Genomic DNA, 16917 nt, shown 5'->3' on the forward strand with positions numbered 1-16917 from the left:
TACGCGATGACCCTAGCCGAGATCACCGACACAGGCCCGGCGGAATATCGCCGTATAGTCGGCAACCGAAAGTTCAATCGGGTTGCCACCATCAGACGGATCGCCCTTGGCCTTGACCGCAACTTCGTCGGCGCGATCAACATCAACACCGATTTCGGCCAGGGTATTAACCACTCCCAACCGTGAACGAAACGCCATGACCCATTCAAACAAGGTGTCAAAACCAGGTGACGCAAGGTCTAAAAGACGACACACGACTTTGCATTTTTCTTCAATCGCGCGGCGGTTGGCCTGCATGACATAGGGCAGCAAAATCGCATTGGTCAGGCCGTGATGGGTATCGAAAATCGCCCCAACCGGATGGGCCAGTGCATGAACCCCACCAAGCCCCTTTTGGAAGGCGGTTGCCCCCATGGAGGCCGCAGCCAGCATATCGGCACGGGCCTCGATATCGTTTCCGTTATCGTAGGCGCGCGGCAAGGCCTCAGCAATCAGGCGCATGCCCTCAAGTGCAACACCTTCGGCCATCGGGTGATAGCCCGGTGCGCAATACGCTTCAAAGCAATGCACAAAGGCATCAACACCCGTCGCCGCCGTCACATGCGCAGGCAGACCAACCGTCAGTTCTGGATCAGAAATAACGATGGCTGGCAGCATCTTGGGATGGAAGATGATTTTCTTTTCGTGGGTGTCTTCCTTGGTGATCACACTGGCACGGCCAACCTCGGACCCCGTGCCCGATGTTGTCGGCACGGCAATAATCGGTGCAATACCGTCTGGGTCCGCACGCGTCCACCAGTCACCGATATCCTCGAAATCCCACATCGGACGGGTTTGTCCGGCCATCAGGGCAACGGCCTTGGCCGCATCAAGCCCCGATCCGCCGCCAAATGCGATGACGCCGTCATGGTTCCCTGCCCGGTAAACAGCCAGACCATCATCAACGTTCTTGCCCGTAGGGTTTCCCTTGACCCCGGCAAACAGGCCGGTCGGAATTCCAGCAGCCTCATTTGCGGCAATCGCCTCACGCACCATCGGCAGGTCTTTAAGACCCTCATCCGTGATCAGAAGCGGCTTTTTCATGCCTGTCGCCTTGCAGGCATCGGGCAGTTCGGAAATACGGCCCGGACCAAAGCGAACAGAGGTCGGGAAGCTCCAGTTTCCAACAATCTTTTTAGTCATGTCTGTATCCTTTGCGCCAGTCGGCGTCGTTAAATCTTTGTCCGCAGATGGAAGCTTTTAGGACGGGTAAGGGACTCATAGCCGACTTTCGACAACGTACATCCCCGTCCTGAATTCTTAACCCCGGTCCAAGCAAGGGCAGGATCAAGATAATCCGCCCGGTTCATAAACACCGTACCGGTCTGAAGCTGATCACCAATGCTCAGGGCCGCATCCTCATCCGTTGTCCAGATTGACGCCGTCAGACCAAATTCGCTGTCATTCATCAATGAAATGGCTTCTGCATCCGATTTGACTTTCATGATGCCGACAACCGGACCGAAACTTTCTTCGCTCATCACCCGCATCGAATGGTCAACATTGATCAGAACCTGCGGTGCCAGATACGGCGTCCCTTCTGCGTTGGCAGCAAATTTTGTCGGATCAATCAGGGCCTTTGCCCCATCACGGACGGCATCGGCAATCTGACCGCGCACAAATGCCGCCGAGGATGCACGCACCATCGGACCAAGATTGGTATCCGCATCAATCGGGCTGCCAAGTCGGTACTGCCCAACAAGGTCAGCAGCCTTCTCGACAAACGCGTCAAAGACGCTTTCGTGGGCGTAAATACGTTCGATCCCGCAACAAGATTGACCGGTGTTAAAGAACGCACCGTCAATAACGTTTTCTACAGCATGGTCCAGATTGACATCAGAACGGATATACGCAGGATCCTTACCGCCCAGCTCCATGCCGGTTGCAATGAATTTGCCGCCAACAGCTTTCTGAACGGCATGTCCGCTGGGCACCGATCCGGTGAAATTGACAAAATCGACGCGAACATCACCCATCAGTTTTTCAGCATTGGCATGACTAAGATGCAGATACTGGAACAATCCCTTGGGCAGGCCTGCGGCCTCAAACGCCTGTGCAAAGCGTTCTGCGCACAGCGGGGTTTGATGCGAATGTTTCAGAACCACGGCATTACCTGCCATCAAGGCCGGTACGACACCATTTACCGCCGTCAGGTATGGGAAGTTCCAGGGCGCGATGATTGCAACAACGCCAAGTGCCTCACGACGGATAAACCGGTTGAACCCGTCCTTCTCGCCCGGATGATAATCGGCAAGGGCTTCGGGCGCGATGTCGATCATGTAATCGGCACGTTCTTTAAAACCGGCAACCTCGCCTGCACCCTGGGAAATCGGACGGCCCATTTGCCAACTGATTTCTGCGGCAATTTCGTCCTTCTTTGCGACAAAGGCGGCAACGGCCTTGCGCAGGATTTCCTGACGGGTTGCAACTGGTACGCTGCGCCATTCGGCTTGCGCCGCCCGGGCAACATCAAGTGCGGTATTGATCTCGGCCGCACCAGCAAGCGGGCGCTCGACATAAACCGAACCGTCAACGGGCGAGATAGTGCGTAAACTCTCAGACATAGTGCCTCACAGTTAAAGATGTGATGAGTGATTTGATCGAGGTATCAACTGGGTTGGTTCCACTCGATAGTCCCGATCAAATAATTTCGAAATAACGCTGCAATTCCCAATCGGTAATCGCCTTGCGAAACTCGCGTTCTTCCCATTCGCGTGACTGGGCGTAATGGGTGACGAATTCTTCGCCAAACAACGATTTTGCCGCTTCGGAATTGCGCAGGCGTCCGGCGGCCTCAAAAAGCGTTGCTGGCAATGTCACGTCTTCTGGGAATTCTTGTTCATAGGCGTTGCCGACAACCATTTCACCCGGCTCCACCTTGTTCTCGATCCCCCAAAGTCCTGAACCAATCGCTGCTGAAAGCGCGATATAGGGGTTTATGTCCGCCGCAGCAATCCGATATTCAACCCGCTGCGATTTTTCACTCCCCGGAATGACCCGAAGAGCCGTTGTACGGTTTTCAACGCCCCAGGTCGCCGTCGTTGGCGCCCAGAAACCGGGAACCAGACGGGAATAACTGTTTACCGTGCACGCCACCATCGACAGAAGTTCAGGCATCAGTTTCTGCTGACCGCCAAGGAACCACCGCATTTCATCGGACATGTTATCGGGCTTATCGGCGTCATAGAATGCGGCACGGCCATCCTTGCCCTTAATCGAGACATGCATATGCCCCGACTGTCCCGGCCAATCGGGCGACCATTTTGCCATAAAGGTTGCCATCCAGCCGGCCCGCTGCGCCAAAACCTTGGTAAAGGTCTTGAAAAGTGCCGCCTTGTCAGCAGCCATAAGGGCCTCGTCATGCATGATCGCAGCTTCGAGAACCCCCGGACCGGTTTCGGTATGCAATCCCTCAATCGGGAAATCCATGCTTTCGCCAAGTTCAAGCAGGTCACGATAGAATTCCGAGTGCACTGAATTGCGCAACATCGAATACCCATAGAAACCCGGCGTGATGTTGGTCAGATTGCGATAGTTTTTCTCCCGCACGGAATGCGGCGTTTCCTCAAACAGGAAGAATTCGAACTCGCATGCGGCTGAAACGTCGTATCCCATGTTCGATGCCTTATCGAGCACCCGGCGCAGCGTTCCACGCGGACAAACGGTTTCCGCCCGTCCTTCGAACTCGCCCAGAAACAGGATTGTGTCGTCTTCCATCGGTAATTCACGGCAGCTTTCCGGGATCACCCGTACCGGTGCATCCGGATAGGCCGTATGCCAGCCGGTGAATTCCGATTTATCATAAAGCTGATCATTTGAATCCCAGCCCAGAACCACGTCACAAAAAGCAAAACCGGAATCAAGAGCCGACAAAAATTTATCGCGATGCATATATTTGCCGCGCATAATTCCATCGACATCGAACACCCCGATTTTGACGAATTTGATATCACGTTCCTGAATAAGTTTTCGTGCGTCATCGGCGGTTTTGACATCTTGCGCCTGCATCGGTGGCCTCCTGTTATTTGGGCTTTGTTATTACGTCAAATTGGTCGTTTTTCCCGGTTTTCTCGACGCATTTTTTTTGATTTTCTCAACGAAAAATATATTACATTTTCGAACAAATATACATAAATTTTGATTTTTTGTATTATTTATTACAACTTAAAAATACTTCAAATTCAAGTAGATGCAGGGCACCGAATATCCGAAAATATCTGGTGCCCTGCCCCTCAGTTTGATCGGCTTAGCTGTAACGATACGGCTTACCAGCCTTCTCCATCACAGCAGCATACTGCTTGAAGATATCAACAACCTTCGCGCAACGCGGACTGGTCTGTGCGATCTCATCCCAGAACTTATGTGCTTCGGCTTCAACCGTTGCCCATTCGCTGTCCGGGATTGAGGTCAGCTTCATTTTTGTGCCCTGTGTACGGAGTTTGGCCTCGCCACCCCAGTACCAGTGCTGACGATAATAGTGGGAACTGTCCATGCACAATTTAAACAGCACTTTCAGATGGTCAGGAAGCTCGTTCCAGCGTTCTTCATTGGCAAAGAACGACCCACACCAGGCACCGGAGATATTATTGGTCAGGAAGTAATTGGTCACATCTGCCCAACCGACCGTGTAATCCTCGGTAATGCCCGACCATGCGATGCCATCCAGCTCGCCGGTCTGAACTGCAACCTCAATGTCTTCCCATGGCAACGTCACCGGAACGACCCCGAAACGTGACAGGAACTTGCCCGCCGTCGGGAAGGTAAAGACGCGCTTGCCCTTAAGGTCGGCAAGGCTGTTGATTGGCTCAACAGTTGCAAAGTGGCATGGATCCCACGAACCAGCCGAAAGCCACTTAACGCCTTCAACTTCGCCGTATGCCTCTTCCCAGATTTCGTTCAGGCCGTATTCTTCAAACAGGACCGGAACATCAAGGCTATAGCGGGTGGCAAATGGGAAATAACCGCCAAAGACCGAAACATCAACCGGGGCTGCGATCGAGTCATCGTCTGACTGAACCGCATCAATGGTACCACGCTGCATGGCACGGAAAAGTTCACCGGTCGGGACCAGCTGATCGGCATAGTAAAGCTCGATTTCCATTTCACCATTGGCGACCTTGTTAAAGGCATCAATCGCCGGTTTGATCACATGCTCGCCCAGTGCCGGGCCTGCATATGTCTGCAAACGCCAAGTGATCTTTGCGTTCTGCGCCTTGACGTAAGGCGAAGCGAACGCTGTGGTACCGGCTGCAGCAGTTACAATACCGGCTTTTTTTATAAAGTCGCGTCTCGTCGTCATTGTATCATCTCCCTGATCGATGAAGTTTGTTAACGCACTTGTTGTACTGCCCTGCCCGTCCATCGGGCTCGACAGCGCCTCCTCTTCTTGAAAATCAACACCTCCCCTGAATTGCTTTTTTTAGTGGCTGGCGGGGCCAATCCGACCCCGCCAGTAGTGGGTCTTCAGGCTGTTCACCGGGCGTAGTGCCATTCTGGCAGCCACAGCGCGATTTGCGGGAACACCATCACAACGCCAAGCGCAATCGCCATAATGATCACAAACGGCGTAATCGACTTATAGATGTCCTTTAACGTCACCTCTGGCGGTGCCATGGCACGCATCAGGAACAAATTGTACCCGAACGGAGGTGTCATATAGGCGATCTGACAGGTGATCGTATAAAGCACGCCATACCAGACCAGATCGAAACCAAGTGCGCCGACCAGCGGCACATAAAGCGGTGCGACAATCACCAGCATTGCGGTGTCATCAAGGAACATCCCCATCAGGATGAAGGAAATCTGCATCATGATCAGGATCTGCCACGGACCAAGTCCGAGCTGATCAACAAAGAAACCCTCAATCGCCTTGACTGCGCCCAAGCCATCAAACACTGCCCCGAATGCGAGGGCCGCCAAAATGATCCACATAAACATGCAACTGATCGACAGCGTCTTGCGAAGGGTTTCTTCCATGACCGACCGATTAAGGCGACGCTTGGCCAAGGCCGCAAGGGTCGCAGCAAGTGCGCCAACAGCCGAACTTTCAACAAGCGATGTAATCCCCATCAGGAACAAACCGGTCATCGAGAAGAAGATGAAAAGCGGAACAACCCCGGCCTTGAGCAAGCCGATTTTTTCCGACAACGTGATTTCCGCACGCTCTTCCTTGCTAAGTGCTGGCCCCATATCAGGCTGTATCCAGCACCGAACGGCAATATAAAGGATAAACATCCCCGCCATCATCAAACCGGGGAATACGCCCGCAAGCCACAATTGCCCGACAGGCTGACGCGCAATCATGCCATAGAGCACCAGAACAACGCTTGGCGGCACCAGAATACCCAGCGAACTGCCCGCCTGGATCACCCCGGTCACCATGACTTTGTCATAGCCGCGCCGCAAAAGTTCCGGCAAGGCGATACTGGCCCCGATGGCCATGCCCGCAACGCTCAGGCCATTCATGGCCGAAACTGCAACCATCAAGACAATTGTCCCGATGGCAAGCCCCCCGCGCACCGGCCCCATCCAGACATGGAACATCCGGTACAAATCATCCGCCAGCCCGGATTCCGACAGCATATAGCCCATGTAAACAAACAGCGGCAACGTCAGAAGCGGATACCATTTCATCAGCTTCATGGCGGCACTGAACGCCATTTCTGATCCGCCGTCGCCCCACATGCCAAGGGCAAAAACAACCGCGACAAAACCAATGGCACCGAAAACCCGTTTCCCGGTCAGAAGCATCAGCATCATCGTGGAAAACATCAGAAGAGCAATCATTTCATAACTCATGAAAGGCTCTCCCCACGGGCTGCGGCCAGATCCTTAAAGAAGGTCGCAATCGCCTGAAGCAACATCATAAACACGCCAAATGTCATGATCGACTTTATCGGCGTCATGGGTGGCGACCACGCCGAATAGCTGGTCTCGTTATATTGAAAAGCATAAGAGGTCGACGAAATGCCGCCATACAGCAAAAATGCCAGATAAAAGATCAGAAACAGGATTGTAATCGCATCAAGTCCGGCCTGTTTGCGCGGCGACAATGCGCCATACAGCAAATCCATCCGGACATGTGAGTCCAGTTGCATGGAATAGCCGCCCCCCAGCAGAAAATACGACACCATGATAAATTGTGCGGCTTCCAGCGTCCAAAGAGCCGGGAACTCCATCAGCTTGGTGACCGAGGAATAAATAAGCACGGCAAGCATTGCGAAGATCAAATACATGGCAAACCGGCCAATAATCCGATTAACGCGATCCACCCATCTGACATAGGTTTTGATAAACTCAGGCATTTAACGCCACTCCAACATCTCCCAGTTTATAGGTCGTAACGGCCCGTAATGCCCCGGTCAGACGCAAACATACCTGTTGCCGTCCACACCATGTGCGGACAGATCCAGTATCGACGTCTGCTTTGAACGGAAAGACTTCAGGCCCTGACAACCCATATTACGCCCCCTTGAATGCACGCCCCCATGACGGGACATGCCGCGTGATAACCCGCCTCCCTGAAAGACCGAACAATCACCAAGTCATTGAATTATTTTGCTGCTTTTCGCGGCATGGGTTTAACCCTTTGTAATGAACGTTACATGAATTCAATTTTCATGACAAGAACATCAGTTGTTGTAAAATTCATTACAATCATTGTATTTGTATGACAGGCAGGTTAAACCGCGCCTGACCCTACCTATACAGGGGTATTTGACCATTCTGGGTGGATGGTATGAACGGGGAAAGTTGCACTTGGACGTGACGCAGCAGGACACAAAACCAACCGTCGCCGAACAAATCACGCAAAAGGCTGATACGCTGACGGCATCGGAACGCAAGCTGGCCCATGCCCTGCTTGGCAATTATCCAATGGCCGGGCTTGAGACGGTTGCGACTTTTGCTGATCGTTGCGGCGTTTCTGCCCCGACGGTCCTGCGTTTCGCCAGCAAAATCGGCTTTGACAGCTACCCCGACATGCAGGCCAGACTACGTGGTGAACTCGAAGCCCGCCTTCAGTCACCCTTGACCCGAAGCAGCCTGCCCCGGTCACGCAACCGGTCCAGCCATCCGATGGGTGAATTGCTTCATGAAATCGCCGAAGCAGCAACCAACAACATTCGAACCAGCCTTGCCAATATCAATCCGGCGGAATTGCAAAGTGCAATCGAACTGATCGGTGATTGCAAAGGATCGGTTTACTTGCTGGGGGGGCGTTTTACATCGGCACTGGCGGTCTATGCCTATGAACATCTTCGCACCATGCGAAGCCATGTCCGCCGTGTGTCGGGCCAAAGTGCAAAATGGGCAGAAGATCTTCTTGATATCGGCAAACGCGACGTTCTGGTTATCTTTGATGTTCGTCGCTATCAGTCTGATGTAATCGCCTTTGCCGAAGCCGCCTCAAAACAGGACGCAAAGATCATCCTGTTTACCGACCAGTGGCTAAGCCCCATCGCCCAGTTTGCCCGCCACGTTTTTCCGGTGCGCATCGAAACCGGCACGACATGGGACAGCTCGGCCGCCAGCATGGTCATGCTTGAAGCCCTGCTCGAAGGTGTCGGTCAACATAACCCTGACCAAGTTCGCGCGCGCATCAAACATCTTGAAGCTTTGCGCCGCCCCTCCCAACCATAAGTTCGGGGCCGCGCACCTCAAGAAAACCGCTCCCATACATCACATCACGTGTGTCAGCAGTATCTAGTCGCGCAATCCACGCTTGGCCGTGGCCAGAACCCGGTCGATATAGGCATCCGATTGCCCGACATAATTGGCCGGATTACGCACCGCTGCCCAATCGACCGGCACATCGGTCAGTTTGGGCAATTCATCAAACAGGTTCGATTGATTGGCCGCCGACTGCGCCAAGCCGTCCTTGACCAATTTATCCGCCGCATCGCGCCCCACATGGTCGGCCAGCGCAAATGTCGCCGCCTCGGCCAGCATCGCACCGCGTGACAGATCAAGGTTGGCCACCATACGGTCCTGATTAACCTTAAGCGCGGGCACCATATCGACTGCCTGCGCAAGTGCGGTTCCCGCCGCCATGATCATTTGCGGCAAGGTCAACCATTCCAGAAGCCAGCTTGACCCGGATCGTTCGTGATCATGAAGCTGCGACTGGGCAAAGGTTCCCAACTGACCGGCATTAAACCGCGCCAAAGTCACCAGCATTTCCGCCTGCACCGGGTTGGATTTATGGGGCATGGTCGATGATCCCCCACCCTTGCCCGGCTGGACTTCGGCAATTTCCGACTGTGCGAGTAAAACAAGGTCCTGCCCCATTTTACCAAGCGCGCCGGTTAACGCTGTTAACTGGCTGGCGAAATCCACCAAAACGTCGCGCTGCGCATGCCATGGCATGTCGCTGGTTTCAAGATCAAGTTCCTCGGCCAGATTGTTTTCAACCGCCGCGGCCTTACCCCCAAGGGATGCCAGCGTTCCCGCAGCCCCGCCAAACGACAGGCGCAGTAAATCATGCGAAAGCCCCTCAATCCGACGATCAATCCGCACCAACGGTGCTAACCAGCCCGCCGCCTTAAGCCCGAATGTCGTCGGCACCGCCTGTTGGGATCGGGTCCGCCCAATCATCACAGTGTTGCGGTGTGTTTCGGCAAGGGTTGAAAGCGATTTGGCCAGCTTGCGAATGCGCCGCCGAATGATCGAAATGACATCGCGTAGCCGCAAAACAAGCCCGGTATCAAACACATCCTGACTGGTCGCCCCGAAATGCACATAGCGCGCATCATCGCCACCAATTTCCGCCTTAAGCGCCTTGACCAGTGCCGGAACCGGCACGCCCGAACTTGCTGTACCCGCCGTCAAACTTGCCGGATCGGGTTGAAAATCGCGGCACACCTCGGCAATTCTGGTCGCACTTGCTTCGGGGATCACGCCCGCGCGCGCTTGGGCGGCGGCAAGGGCGGCCTCAAACAACAGCATCGATGCAATCTGCGCGCTATCCTCAAACAGCTCGGCGATTTCGCGGTCAGCGAAAAGATCGCCAAGCAGGGCGGAATCAAAGGGCGAAATGGTCATCAGGCTTAATCCACCTTCATCAACAGGTGTGAAATCGGTTTGCGAGTGTCGCGCCACCAACACCGTTGGTCAACACCGCAAAAAACAAAGCCCCTGCCCGTCAACCGGCACAGGGGCTTCGATTTAAAAATCAGTCAAGATTAAACAGCTTCAAGCGCAATCGCGATGCCCTGACCAACACCAATGCACATGGTCGCCAGCGCATATTTACCCCCGGTGCGTTTAAGCTGAAGGGCTGCCGTCCCTGCAATACGTGCGCCTGACATACCCAACGGATGACCAAGCGCAATCGCCCCGCCATTGGGGTTCACACGCGCATCGTCGTCGGCAATGCCAAGATCACGAAGGGTCGCCAAACCTTGGGATGCAAAGGCTTCGTTCAACTCAATCACATCAAGCTGATCGGTGGTCCAGCCCAAACGCGCCAAAAGCTTTTTGCTGGCCGGTGCCGGGCCAAAGCCCATGATGCGCGGTGCAACACCCGCCGTCGCCCCACCAACAACCTTGGCAATCGGCGTCAGGCCGTATTTTTTAACCGCTGCTTCGGACGCGATGATCAATGCCGCCGCGCCATCATTGACACCCGATGCATTGCCCGCCGTCACCGACCCGCCTTCACGGAACGGGGTCGGCAATTTAGACAGCTTTTCCGCCGTCGTGCCCGGACGCGGATGTTCATCCTTATCGACAATAACCGGATCGGCCTTGCGTTGTGGAATGGTCACCGGGGTAATTTCCTCGCCCAGAATACCATTTTCCTGTGCCGCAACGGCTTTATCCTGTGATCGGGCGGCAAAGGCGTCCTGATCTTCGCGCGAAACTTTGAAATCCTCGGCGACGTTTTCACCAGTTTCAGGCATGGACTCCACGCCGTACTGTTTTTTCATCACCGGATTAACAAACCGCCAGCCAATCGTCGTGTCATAGATTTCCGCATTGCGCGAAAAGGCCGAGGTCGCCTTGGGCATCACAAACGGTGCACGTGACATGCTTTCAACACCACCCGCAATCATCAAATCGGCTTCACCGGCCTTGATCGCACGCGCGGCAATAATGATCGCATCCATGCCCGACCCGCAAAGGCGGTTGACCGTGGTTCCGGTCACTGTTTCAGGCAAACCGGCCAAAAGTGCGGACATGCGTGCAACGTTACGGTTGTCTTCACCGGCCTGATTGGCACAGCCAAAAATGATGTCTTCCACCGCGCCAAAATCGACACCGGGATTGCGGTCCATCAACACCTTAAGCGGAATAGCGCCCAAATCATCGGCGCGCACCTGCGACAGGCTGCCACCAAAGCGGCCAATCGGGGTGCGGATGTAATCGCAAATATATGCGTCAGCCATGTTCTTGATCCTTGCTGGCAGTCTTACTGCTGGCCTTCATGGGCCTTGGCGGTACGGGCATGCAGTTCACGCAGAACTTTAAGCTCGTTTTCATTCGGGATCGGAGTTTGCGCAACTTCGTCTGCAAATTCAACGTCCCAGCCGGTATTTTCGATGATATCTTCGCGTGTCACACCGGGATGGATCGACGTCACGATGAACTGTTTGCCCACCGGATGCGGTTCCATGATGCAAAGATCGGTAATCAAACGCGATGGTCCCTTGGTATCGACACCATAGGACGCGCGATCATCCCCGCCCGTGCCATGACCAAGCGAGGTGACAAAATCGATCTTTTGCACAAAACCGCGTTTGCTTTGCTTCATCACCAAAAACACTTCGCCGCAGCTCGTCGCAATCTCCGGCGCACCACCACCGCCCGGAAGGCGGACTTTGGGATCGTCGTAATCGCCAATCACAGTGGTGTTGATGTTGCCAAATTTATCAAGCTGCGCCGCGCCAAGGAAGCCGACCGAAATCTTGCCACCCTGTAGCCAGTAGCGGAACATTTCCGGCACGGCCACGGTGTTCATCGCCGTTTCACACAGCTCACCATCGCCGATGGACAACGGCAAGACATCGGGCTTGGTGCCAATCGTGCCACTTTCATAAATCAATGTCAGTTCCGGCGCATGGGTCAACCGCGCCAGATTACAGGCCGCAGACGGCATACCAATACCAACAAAGCACACATCGTCGTTTTTAAGCGCGCGTGCGGCGGATACCGTCATCATTTCAGTCGGGGTATAGTCAACCATGATCTTTTCTCCGCTTACGCTTTGTTGGCGCGACACTTGGCCGCGAAATCTTCGGGCCCGCCATTCATCACATGTTCTTCGATCCAGGCGGTAAACGCCTCACGATCGCGCGCAATCGGGTCCCACGCCTTATAAAACGCATTGTCACGCTTGTAATATCCTTGGGCATAGGACGGATGTGCGCCACCCGGCACCTCGACAATCGCGGTCACGGCCCAATTCGGCAGCATCACGGCATTTGGCGAAATATCACCAAAATCATCGACAATCTCTTCGACCGTGATGATCGATTTCTTGGCGGCCAGAACGGCTTCTTTTTGCACGCCGACAATGCCTTCAAACAGGACATCGCCCTTTTTGTTGGCTTTCTGCGCATGCACAACCGTCGCATCCGGGCGGATTGACGGCACCGCGGCCAAACTTTCGCCAGTGAACGGGCATTCGATGAACTTGATGTTCTTGTTCACACGCGGCAATTCCGCACCACGGTATCCTTTAAACACCGCACACGGCAGGCCCGCCGCCCCGGCGTCATAGGCATTTGCCATCGCCGCATGACTGTGTTCTTCGATTTCAAGTTTATGCGGCCAGTGTTCCTGAACCGCTTCGCGCAGACGATGCAACGATCCAACCCCGGGATTACCACCCCATGAGAACACCAGTTTCTTGGCACATCCCGCCCCGATCAACTGATCGTAAATCACATCTGGCGTCATCCGGATCAGGGTCAAATCCTTGATCCCCTGACGGATCACTTCATGCCCGGCGGCATGCGGGATCAGATGGGTGAACCCTTCCATCGCGATGGTGTCGCCATCCTTAATGCAGGATGCGACGGCTTCTTTAAGCGTCATGAAACGTGCAACCACGGCAAAAACTCCTGTGGTATCAAACCAACAAAACAGAACAAACGCGGGGCCAGAGCCCCCGATAACGTTAGGAATAAGGGTCGATGGCTGTGACAGCTGGCTTTCCCCAAAGCAGCACCCACAGCCATCGCGCCAGATCGACTTACACGTCGAAGAACACGGTTTCCGCATTCCCCTGCATGTGGATATCGATCCGGTATTCAATCCCGGTCGACGTTTCGACACGCTTGGCAATCAAGGTGTCGCGACGATCGGCGGGTACTGATTGCAGGACATCGTCCTTGGCATTCAACGCGGCCTCATCATCGAAATAAAACCGGGTAAAGGCGTGGACAAGCATGCCGCGCATAAAGACAATCACATTGACAAACGGTGCCTTGGCATCTTCGACGACCCCCGGTTTGATCGTCTCAAACCAGAACCGGTTATCGGCATCCGTGCCCGTCCCGCAACGGCCAAGGCCGCGGAAACCGCTATCGGCAACATCAACCGGATTTTCGCTGTAAACACCATTGGAGTCGGCCTGCCAGATTTCGATCATCGCATCATTTACGCGATTACCTTCTCCGTCAAAAACGGTGCCAGTGATGCGGATGTGCTGCCCATCGGCATCCGGGCCGGCAACGGTCGGATTGACGATATCGCTAAAGTCGTATCCATACTGTCCAGCGGTCAGGCCATAGGCGAAATACGGGCCAACCGTCTGTGAGGGGGTTTCACCATATGCCATGACTTAATTCTCCATCGGGGTGCCGTTGCGTCCGCGAAGGACAATGTCAAACTGATAACCAAGGGCAAAGCCCTCCTCGGTCTTCTCAATCGAGAATTTGGCAATCAGGCGTTCACGCGCCGCCGCATCCTTGGTCTCAAGGAAGATCGGATCAAGATCAAGCAACGGATCGCCCGGAAAATACATCTGGGTGACAAGACGGGTGGCAAACCCCGGACCAAACACCGACAGATGGATATGGTTTGGACGCCACGCGTTGAAATGGTTGCCCCACGGATAGGCCCCCGGCTTGATCGTATAGAACATGTAATTACCGTTGGCATCGGTCATGCACCGGCCCGATCCCCGGAAATTCGGATCAAGCGGTGCGTCATGCTGGTCAACCTTATGCACATAACGCCCGGCCGCATTGGCCTGCCAGACTTCGACAACAATATCAGGCTGCGGGCGGCCATCGGTATCAAGCACACGCCCATGCACCACAATGCGCTCGCCAAGCGGCGCACCATTGGTAATGCCGTTTTTGGTCAGATCGAAATCAAGTTCGCGCACCGATGCCGGGGCAAAGCGCGGGCCTGTCCCCTCGGTCAATCCTGATTTGATCGCAAGGGGCGCGCGCGACGGGCCACGCAACAAGGTGGACTTGTAACCCGGCGCAATAAGCGGGGCGTGGGATCCCCAATCACGCGGTTTGAAAACGGACATGTGACTACTCTCCCTTGGGCGCCGCGTCGATCTCGGCATAGGTTTGTTTGGCAATGCGGAATGCCGTATTGGCGGCGGGAACACCGGCATAGACCGCAACATGCATCAGGGTTTCACGGATATCATCACGCGTCGCCCCGGTATTGAGTGTCGCGCGAATGTGCATGGCAAGTTCTTCTTCATGACCAAGCCCCGCCAGAAGCGCGATGGTCACAATCGAACGTTCACGCTTGGTGAATTTGTCACTTGTCCAGACACCGTTCCAGACATTTTCAGTGATATAGCGCTGAAAACCTTCGTCAATTTCGGTGATGTTTTTCGATGCACGATCCACATGCGCATCGCCCAAAACAGAACGGCGGGTTTTCATGCCAACGTCATACCGGCTCTCAGACAAGGTTATTCTCCTTGGTAAATCGGTCGATCAACCGGGTAAGCTGTTCCGGGGTTTCGATGCATGGCAAATGCCCGACCCCGTCGATCAGTTCAAATGTCGCATTCGGAATCATGTCCGCCATCGCGCGCACCACATCGAGCGGCGTTGCAAGGTCAACTGATCCACAGACGCATAAGGTCGGCACAGAAATTTTGCCCGCCGCATCGCGCAAGTCCCCGTCGCGAAGTGCGACACAGGTACCGATATAGCCATCTGCGGTCGTGCGAACCAGCATGTCGCGATACATCGCGGTTTCAAGCGGACGGTTGGCACGGAAATCGGGCGACAACCAGCGTTCCATGATCGCATCGCCCAGAACCTCGATCCCGTCGGCCTTGATCGCCTCAATCCGGCTGTTCCAGCCATCATAATCGCCAAGTTTCGATGCGGTATCACACAGGATCAGGCCACGAATACGTTTGGGCTGCTCGGCGATAACTTTCTGGGCAATCAAACCACCCACCGACAGACCGCAAATGATCACCTGATCAAGACCAAGATGATCCAGCAACCCGATCAGGTCATTGGCATGCAGCGAAACGTCATATGGCGCATCACCAATCCCTGAAAGCCCGTGACCGCGCTTGTCATAGGTCACAATGTTAAACCGGTCCGAAAGCCCGGCAACAACATCGTCCCAGATCCGCAAATCGGTACCGAGAGAATTCGAAAAAACCAGCACCGGTCCGTCTTTTGGGCCGGTCTGGGCATAATGGATATGTGTCCCGTTGATCGGGGCGACGTGTAAACTCATGTCGTTTCCACCCTGACTATTTCGCCCTACATTCTCAGACGGTTTTGGTTATGTAAAATGATGATTTGCGTATTTTGCATAACTATATAAGTATACAAGCATCGTAAATAACATAACCGTAATAACGATCCGCCGCAGGGAAGCATGCTGGACCAACGTATTAAGTTTCGCCACCTGACGTGTTTTCTCGAAGTTGCCCGCCAACGCAGCGTTGGCAAAGCCGCCGATACACTGTCAATCACCCAGCCCGCCGTCTCAAAAACCATCCGCGAACTCGAAGAACATCTTGATGCGCGGCTGTTTGACCGATCCAAACGCGGTGTCACCCTGACCGATTTTGGCAAGGTGTTCCTGCGCTATGCCGGGGCCAGTGTTACCGCTCTGCGCCAAGGTGTCGACAGCATCAGTCAGGTCCGCATGCAAGGTGGACTGTCGATTAATCTTGGCGTTTTGCCAACGGTTGCGGCAAGTGTGATGCCCGCCGCCATTCGCCGGTTCAAGGCGCTTAGCCCTGACACCACCGTGAAGGTTGTCGCCGGGCCCAATGTCATGTTGATGGGGCAATTACGCGTTGGTGAACTTGATCTGGTGGTCGGACGGCTTGCCGAACCCGATCAGATGTCGGGATTGTCGTTCATCCATCTCTATTCCGAACATATTTCGCTGGTGGCCCGCCCCGGCCATCCATTATTGGCCGATAAAAATCCTGACATCACCCGCATTCGCGAATTCACGGTTCTGGTGCCGCCCAAACATGCGATCATTCATTCGACGGTTGATAAAATGCTGATTGCCCATGGGATCGGTGCCCTGCCTGACCGGATTGAAACCGTTTCGACATCTTTCGGACGCGCCTTTACCCGTGAAACCGATGCAATCTGGATCATATCAAACGGGGCTGTGGCATCCGATATCGCGGAGGGTAACTTGGTTGAACTGCCGATTGATACCAGCGACACCTTTGGCCCAGTGGGCTTGACCACCCGAATTGATAGCCCGGTATCGCCCCCCGTTGAAATGTTGATCAATGCCGTCCGTGAAGAAGCATCCGCCCATCACACAACACTTTCGAACAGGAAGTCATAATCGTTTGGTTATGCATATGTGCTTACATATCATTATACATAACCATCTCGCGCCCACTAGATTGATTCAAAATCGGCATGGCAGAATTGCGTCAACCGCAGGCCATCCCTAAAA

General features: G+C 54.3%; 16 protein-coding genes. 2 read left to right on the forward strand and 14 right to left on the reverse strand.

Annotated features, from left to right (window positions below; all coding sequences use genetic code 11):
* Positions 1-12 precede the first annotated feature (12 nt).
* From COO92_RS06600 to COO92_RS06625, 6 genes are all read right to left on the reverse strand, one after another.
* A complete protein-coding gene (locus COO92_RS06600; RefSeq protein WP_101300781.1) occupies positions 13-1182 on the reverse strand; it encodes an iron-containing alcohol dehydrogenase in 1170 nt (389 codons plus the stop codon).
* A 29-nt stretch (positions 1183-1211) separates the two neighbouring features.
* A complete protein-coding gene (locus COO92_RS06605) occupies positions 1212-2603 on the reverse strand; it encodes an aldehyde dehydrogenase family protein (RefSeq protein WP_101300783.1) in 1392 nt (463 codons plus the stop codon).
* 76 nt (positions 2604-2679) lie between these two features.
* Positions 2680-4047, reverse strand: a complete 1368-nt coding sequence (locus tag COO92_RS06610; protein ID WP_101300784.1) for a glutamine synthetase family protein — start codon at positions 4045-4047, stop codon at positions 2680-2682.
* 238 nt (positions 4048-4285) lie between these two features.
* On the reverse strand, positions 4286-5338 hold the full coding sequence (locus COO92_RS06615) for a TRAP transporter substrate-binding protein (RefSeq protein ID WP_101300975.1): 1053 nt from the start codon (positions 5336-5338) through the stop codon (positions 4286-4288).
* 173 nt (positions 5339-5511) lie between these two features.
* The gene (locus COO92_RS06620; protein ID WP_101300785.1) at positions 5512-6837 is read right to left on the reverse strand and encodes a TRAP transporter large permease; all 1326 of its coding nucleotides are present in this window, start codon (positions 6835-6837) and stop codon (positions 5512-5514) included.
* Complete coding sequence (locus tag COO92_RS06625) at positions 6834-7343, reverse strand: TRAP transporter small permease subunit (protein WP_022732487.1); 510 nt, start codon at positions 7341-7343, stop codon at positions 6834-6836. The genes COO92_RS06620 and COO92_RS06625 overlap by 4 nt, the downstream gene beginning before the upstream one ends.
* 460 nt (positions 7344-7803) lie before the next feature.
* On the opposite strand from COO92_RS06625, the gene COO92_RS06630 reads away from it, so the two are divergent.
* A complete protein-coding gene (locus COO92_RS06630; protein ID WP_033368856.1) occupies positions 7804-8679 on the forward strand; it encodes a MurR/RpiR family transcriptional regulator in 876 nt (291 codons plus the stop codon).
* Positions 8680-8742: 63 nt separating this feature from the next.
* Here the strand turns inward: COO92_RS06630 and COO92_RS06635 are convergent, their stop codons facing one another.
* The 8 genes from COO92_RS06635 to pcaD form a co-directional block, all read right to left on the reverse strand.
* Positions 8743-10080, reverse strand: a complete 1338-nt coding sequence (locus COO92_RS06635; RefSeq protein WP_101300788.1) for a 3-carboxy-cis,cis-muconate cycloisomerase — start codon at positions 10078-10080, stop codon at positions 8743-8745.
* A 140-nt stretch (positions 10081-10220) separates the two neighbouring features.
* Entirely contained in the window at positions 10221-11426 is a 1206-nt protein-coding gene (pcaF, locus tag COO92_RS06640) for a 3-oxoadipyl-CoA thiolase (RefSeq protein ID WP_101300790.1), read from the reverse strand.
* 23 nt (positions 11427-11449) lie between these two features.
* On the reverse strand, positions 11450-12223 hold the full coding sequence (locus COO92_RS06645; RefSeq protein WP_022732491.1) for a CoA-transferase subunit beta: 774 nt from the start codon (positions 12221-12223) through the stop codon (positions 11450-11452).
* Positions 12224-12237: 14 nt separating this feature from the next.
* A complete protein-coding gene (locus COO92_RS06650) occupies positions 12238-13092 on the reverse strand; it encodes a CoA transferase subunit A (RefSeq protein WP_101300791.1) in 855 nt (284 codons plus the stop codon).
* Positions 13093-13234: 142 nt separating this feature from the next.
* Positions 13235-13822 (reverse strand): protocatechuate 3,4-dioxygenase subunit alpha, encoded by a 588-nt coding sequence (pcaG, locus tag COO92_RS06655; RefSeq protein ID WP_101300793.1) that lies wholly within the window; start codon positions 13820-13822, stop codon positions 13235-13237.
* 3 nt (positions 13823-13825) lie between these two features.
* Positions 13826-14527: a protocatechuate 3,4-dioxygenase subunit beta gene (gene pcaH / locus COO92_RS06660; RefSeq protein ID WP_101300795.1), complete on the reverse strand. Its 702-nt coding sequence runs from the start codon at positions 14525-14527 to the stop codon at positions 13826-13828.
* Between the two features lie 4 nt (positions 14528-14531).
* Entirely contained in the window at positions 14532-14924 is a 393-nt protein-coding gene (gene pcaC / locus COO92_RS06665) for a 4-carboxymuconolactone decarboxylase (RefSeq protein WP_022732495.1), read from the reverse strand.
* On the reverse strand, positions 14917-15717 hold the full coding sequence (pcaD, locus tag COO92_RS06670) for a 3-oxoadipate enol-lactonase (RefSeq protein ID WP_101300796.1): 801 nt from the start codon (positions 15715-15717) through the stop codon (positions 14917-14919). Before pcaD ends, pcaC begins: the two co-directional genes overlap by 8 nt.
* Before the next feature lie 144 nt (positions 15718-15861).
* Here pcaD and pcaQ point away from each other — a divergent pair, with 144 nt between their 5' ends.
* The gene (gene pcaQ, locus COO92_RS06675) at positions 15862-16803 is read left to right on the forward strand and encodes a pca operon transcription factor PcaQ (protein WP_101300798.1); all 942 of its coding nucleotides are present in this window, start codon (positions 15862-15864) and stop codon (positions 16801-16803) included.
* The last annotated feature ends 114 nt before the right edge of the window (positions 16804-16917 follow it).

It is taken from the genome of Thalassospira lohafexi, assembly GCF_002844275.1.
Classification (GTDB): Bacteria; Pseudomonadota; Alphaproteobacteria; order Rhodospirillales; family Thalassospiraceae; genus Thalassospira; species Thalassospira lohafexi.

What these genes read in the sequence shown, in the direction of transcription:
- COO92_RS06600 (WP_101300781.1), bottom strand. Translation starts at nt 1,182, where the DNA reads ATGACTAAAAAGATTGTTGGAAACTGGAGCTTCCCGACCTCTGTTCGC.
- COO92_RS06605 (WP_101300783.1), bottom strand. Translation starts at nt 2,603, where the DNA reads ATGTCTGAGAGTTTACGCACTATCTCGCCCGTTGACGGTTCGGTTTAT.
- COO92_RS06610 (WP_101300784.1), bottom strand. Translation starts at nt 4,047, where the DNA reads ATGCAGGCGCAAGATGTCAAAACCGCCGATGACGCACGAAAACTTATT.
- COO92_RS06615 (WP_101300975.1), bottom strand. Translation starts at nt 5,338, where the DNA reads ATGACGACGAGACGCGACTTTATAAAAAAAGCCGGTATTGTAACTGCT.
- COO92_RS06620 (WP_101300785.1), bottom strand. Translation starts at nt 6,837, where the DNA reads ATGAGTTATGAAATGATTGCTCTTCTGATGTTTTCCACGATGATGCTG.
- COO92_RS06625 (WP_022732487.1), bottom strand. Translation starts at nt 7,343, where the DNA reads ATGCCTGAGTTTATCAAAACCTATGTCAGATGGGTGGATCGCGTTAAT.
- COO92_RS06635 (WP_101300788.1), bottom strand. Translation starts at nt 10,080, where the DNA reads ATGACCATTTCGCCCTTTGATTCCGCCCTGCTTGGCGATCTTTTCGCT.
- pcaF (WP_101300790.1), bottom strand. Translation starts at nt 11,426, where the DNA reads ATGGCTGACGCATATATTTGCGATTACATCCGCACCCCGATTGGCCGC.
- COO92_RS06645 (WP_022732491.1), bottom strand. Translation starts at nt 12,223, where the DNA reads ATGGTTGACTATACCCCGACTGAAATGATGACGGTATCCGCCGCACGC.
- pcaG (WP_101300793.1), bottom strand. Translation starts at nt 13,822, where the DNA reads ATGGCATATGGTGAAACCCCCTCACAGACGGTTGGCCCGTATTTCGCC.
- pcaH (WP_101300795.1), bottom strand. Translation starts at nt 14,527, where the DNA reads ATGTCCGTTTTCAAACCGCGTGATTGGGGATCCCACGCCCCGCTTATT.
- pcaD (WP_101300796.1), bottom strand. Translation starts at nt 15,717, where the DNA reads ATGAGTTTACACGTCGCCCCGATCAACGGGACACATATCCATTATGCC.
- pcaQ (WP_101300798.1), top strand. Translation starts at nt 15,862, where the DNA reads ATGCTGGACCAACGTATTAAGTTTCGCCACCTGACGTGTTTTCTCGAA.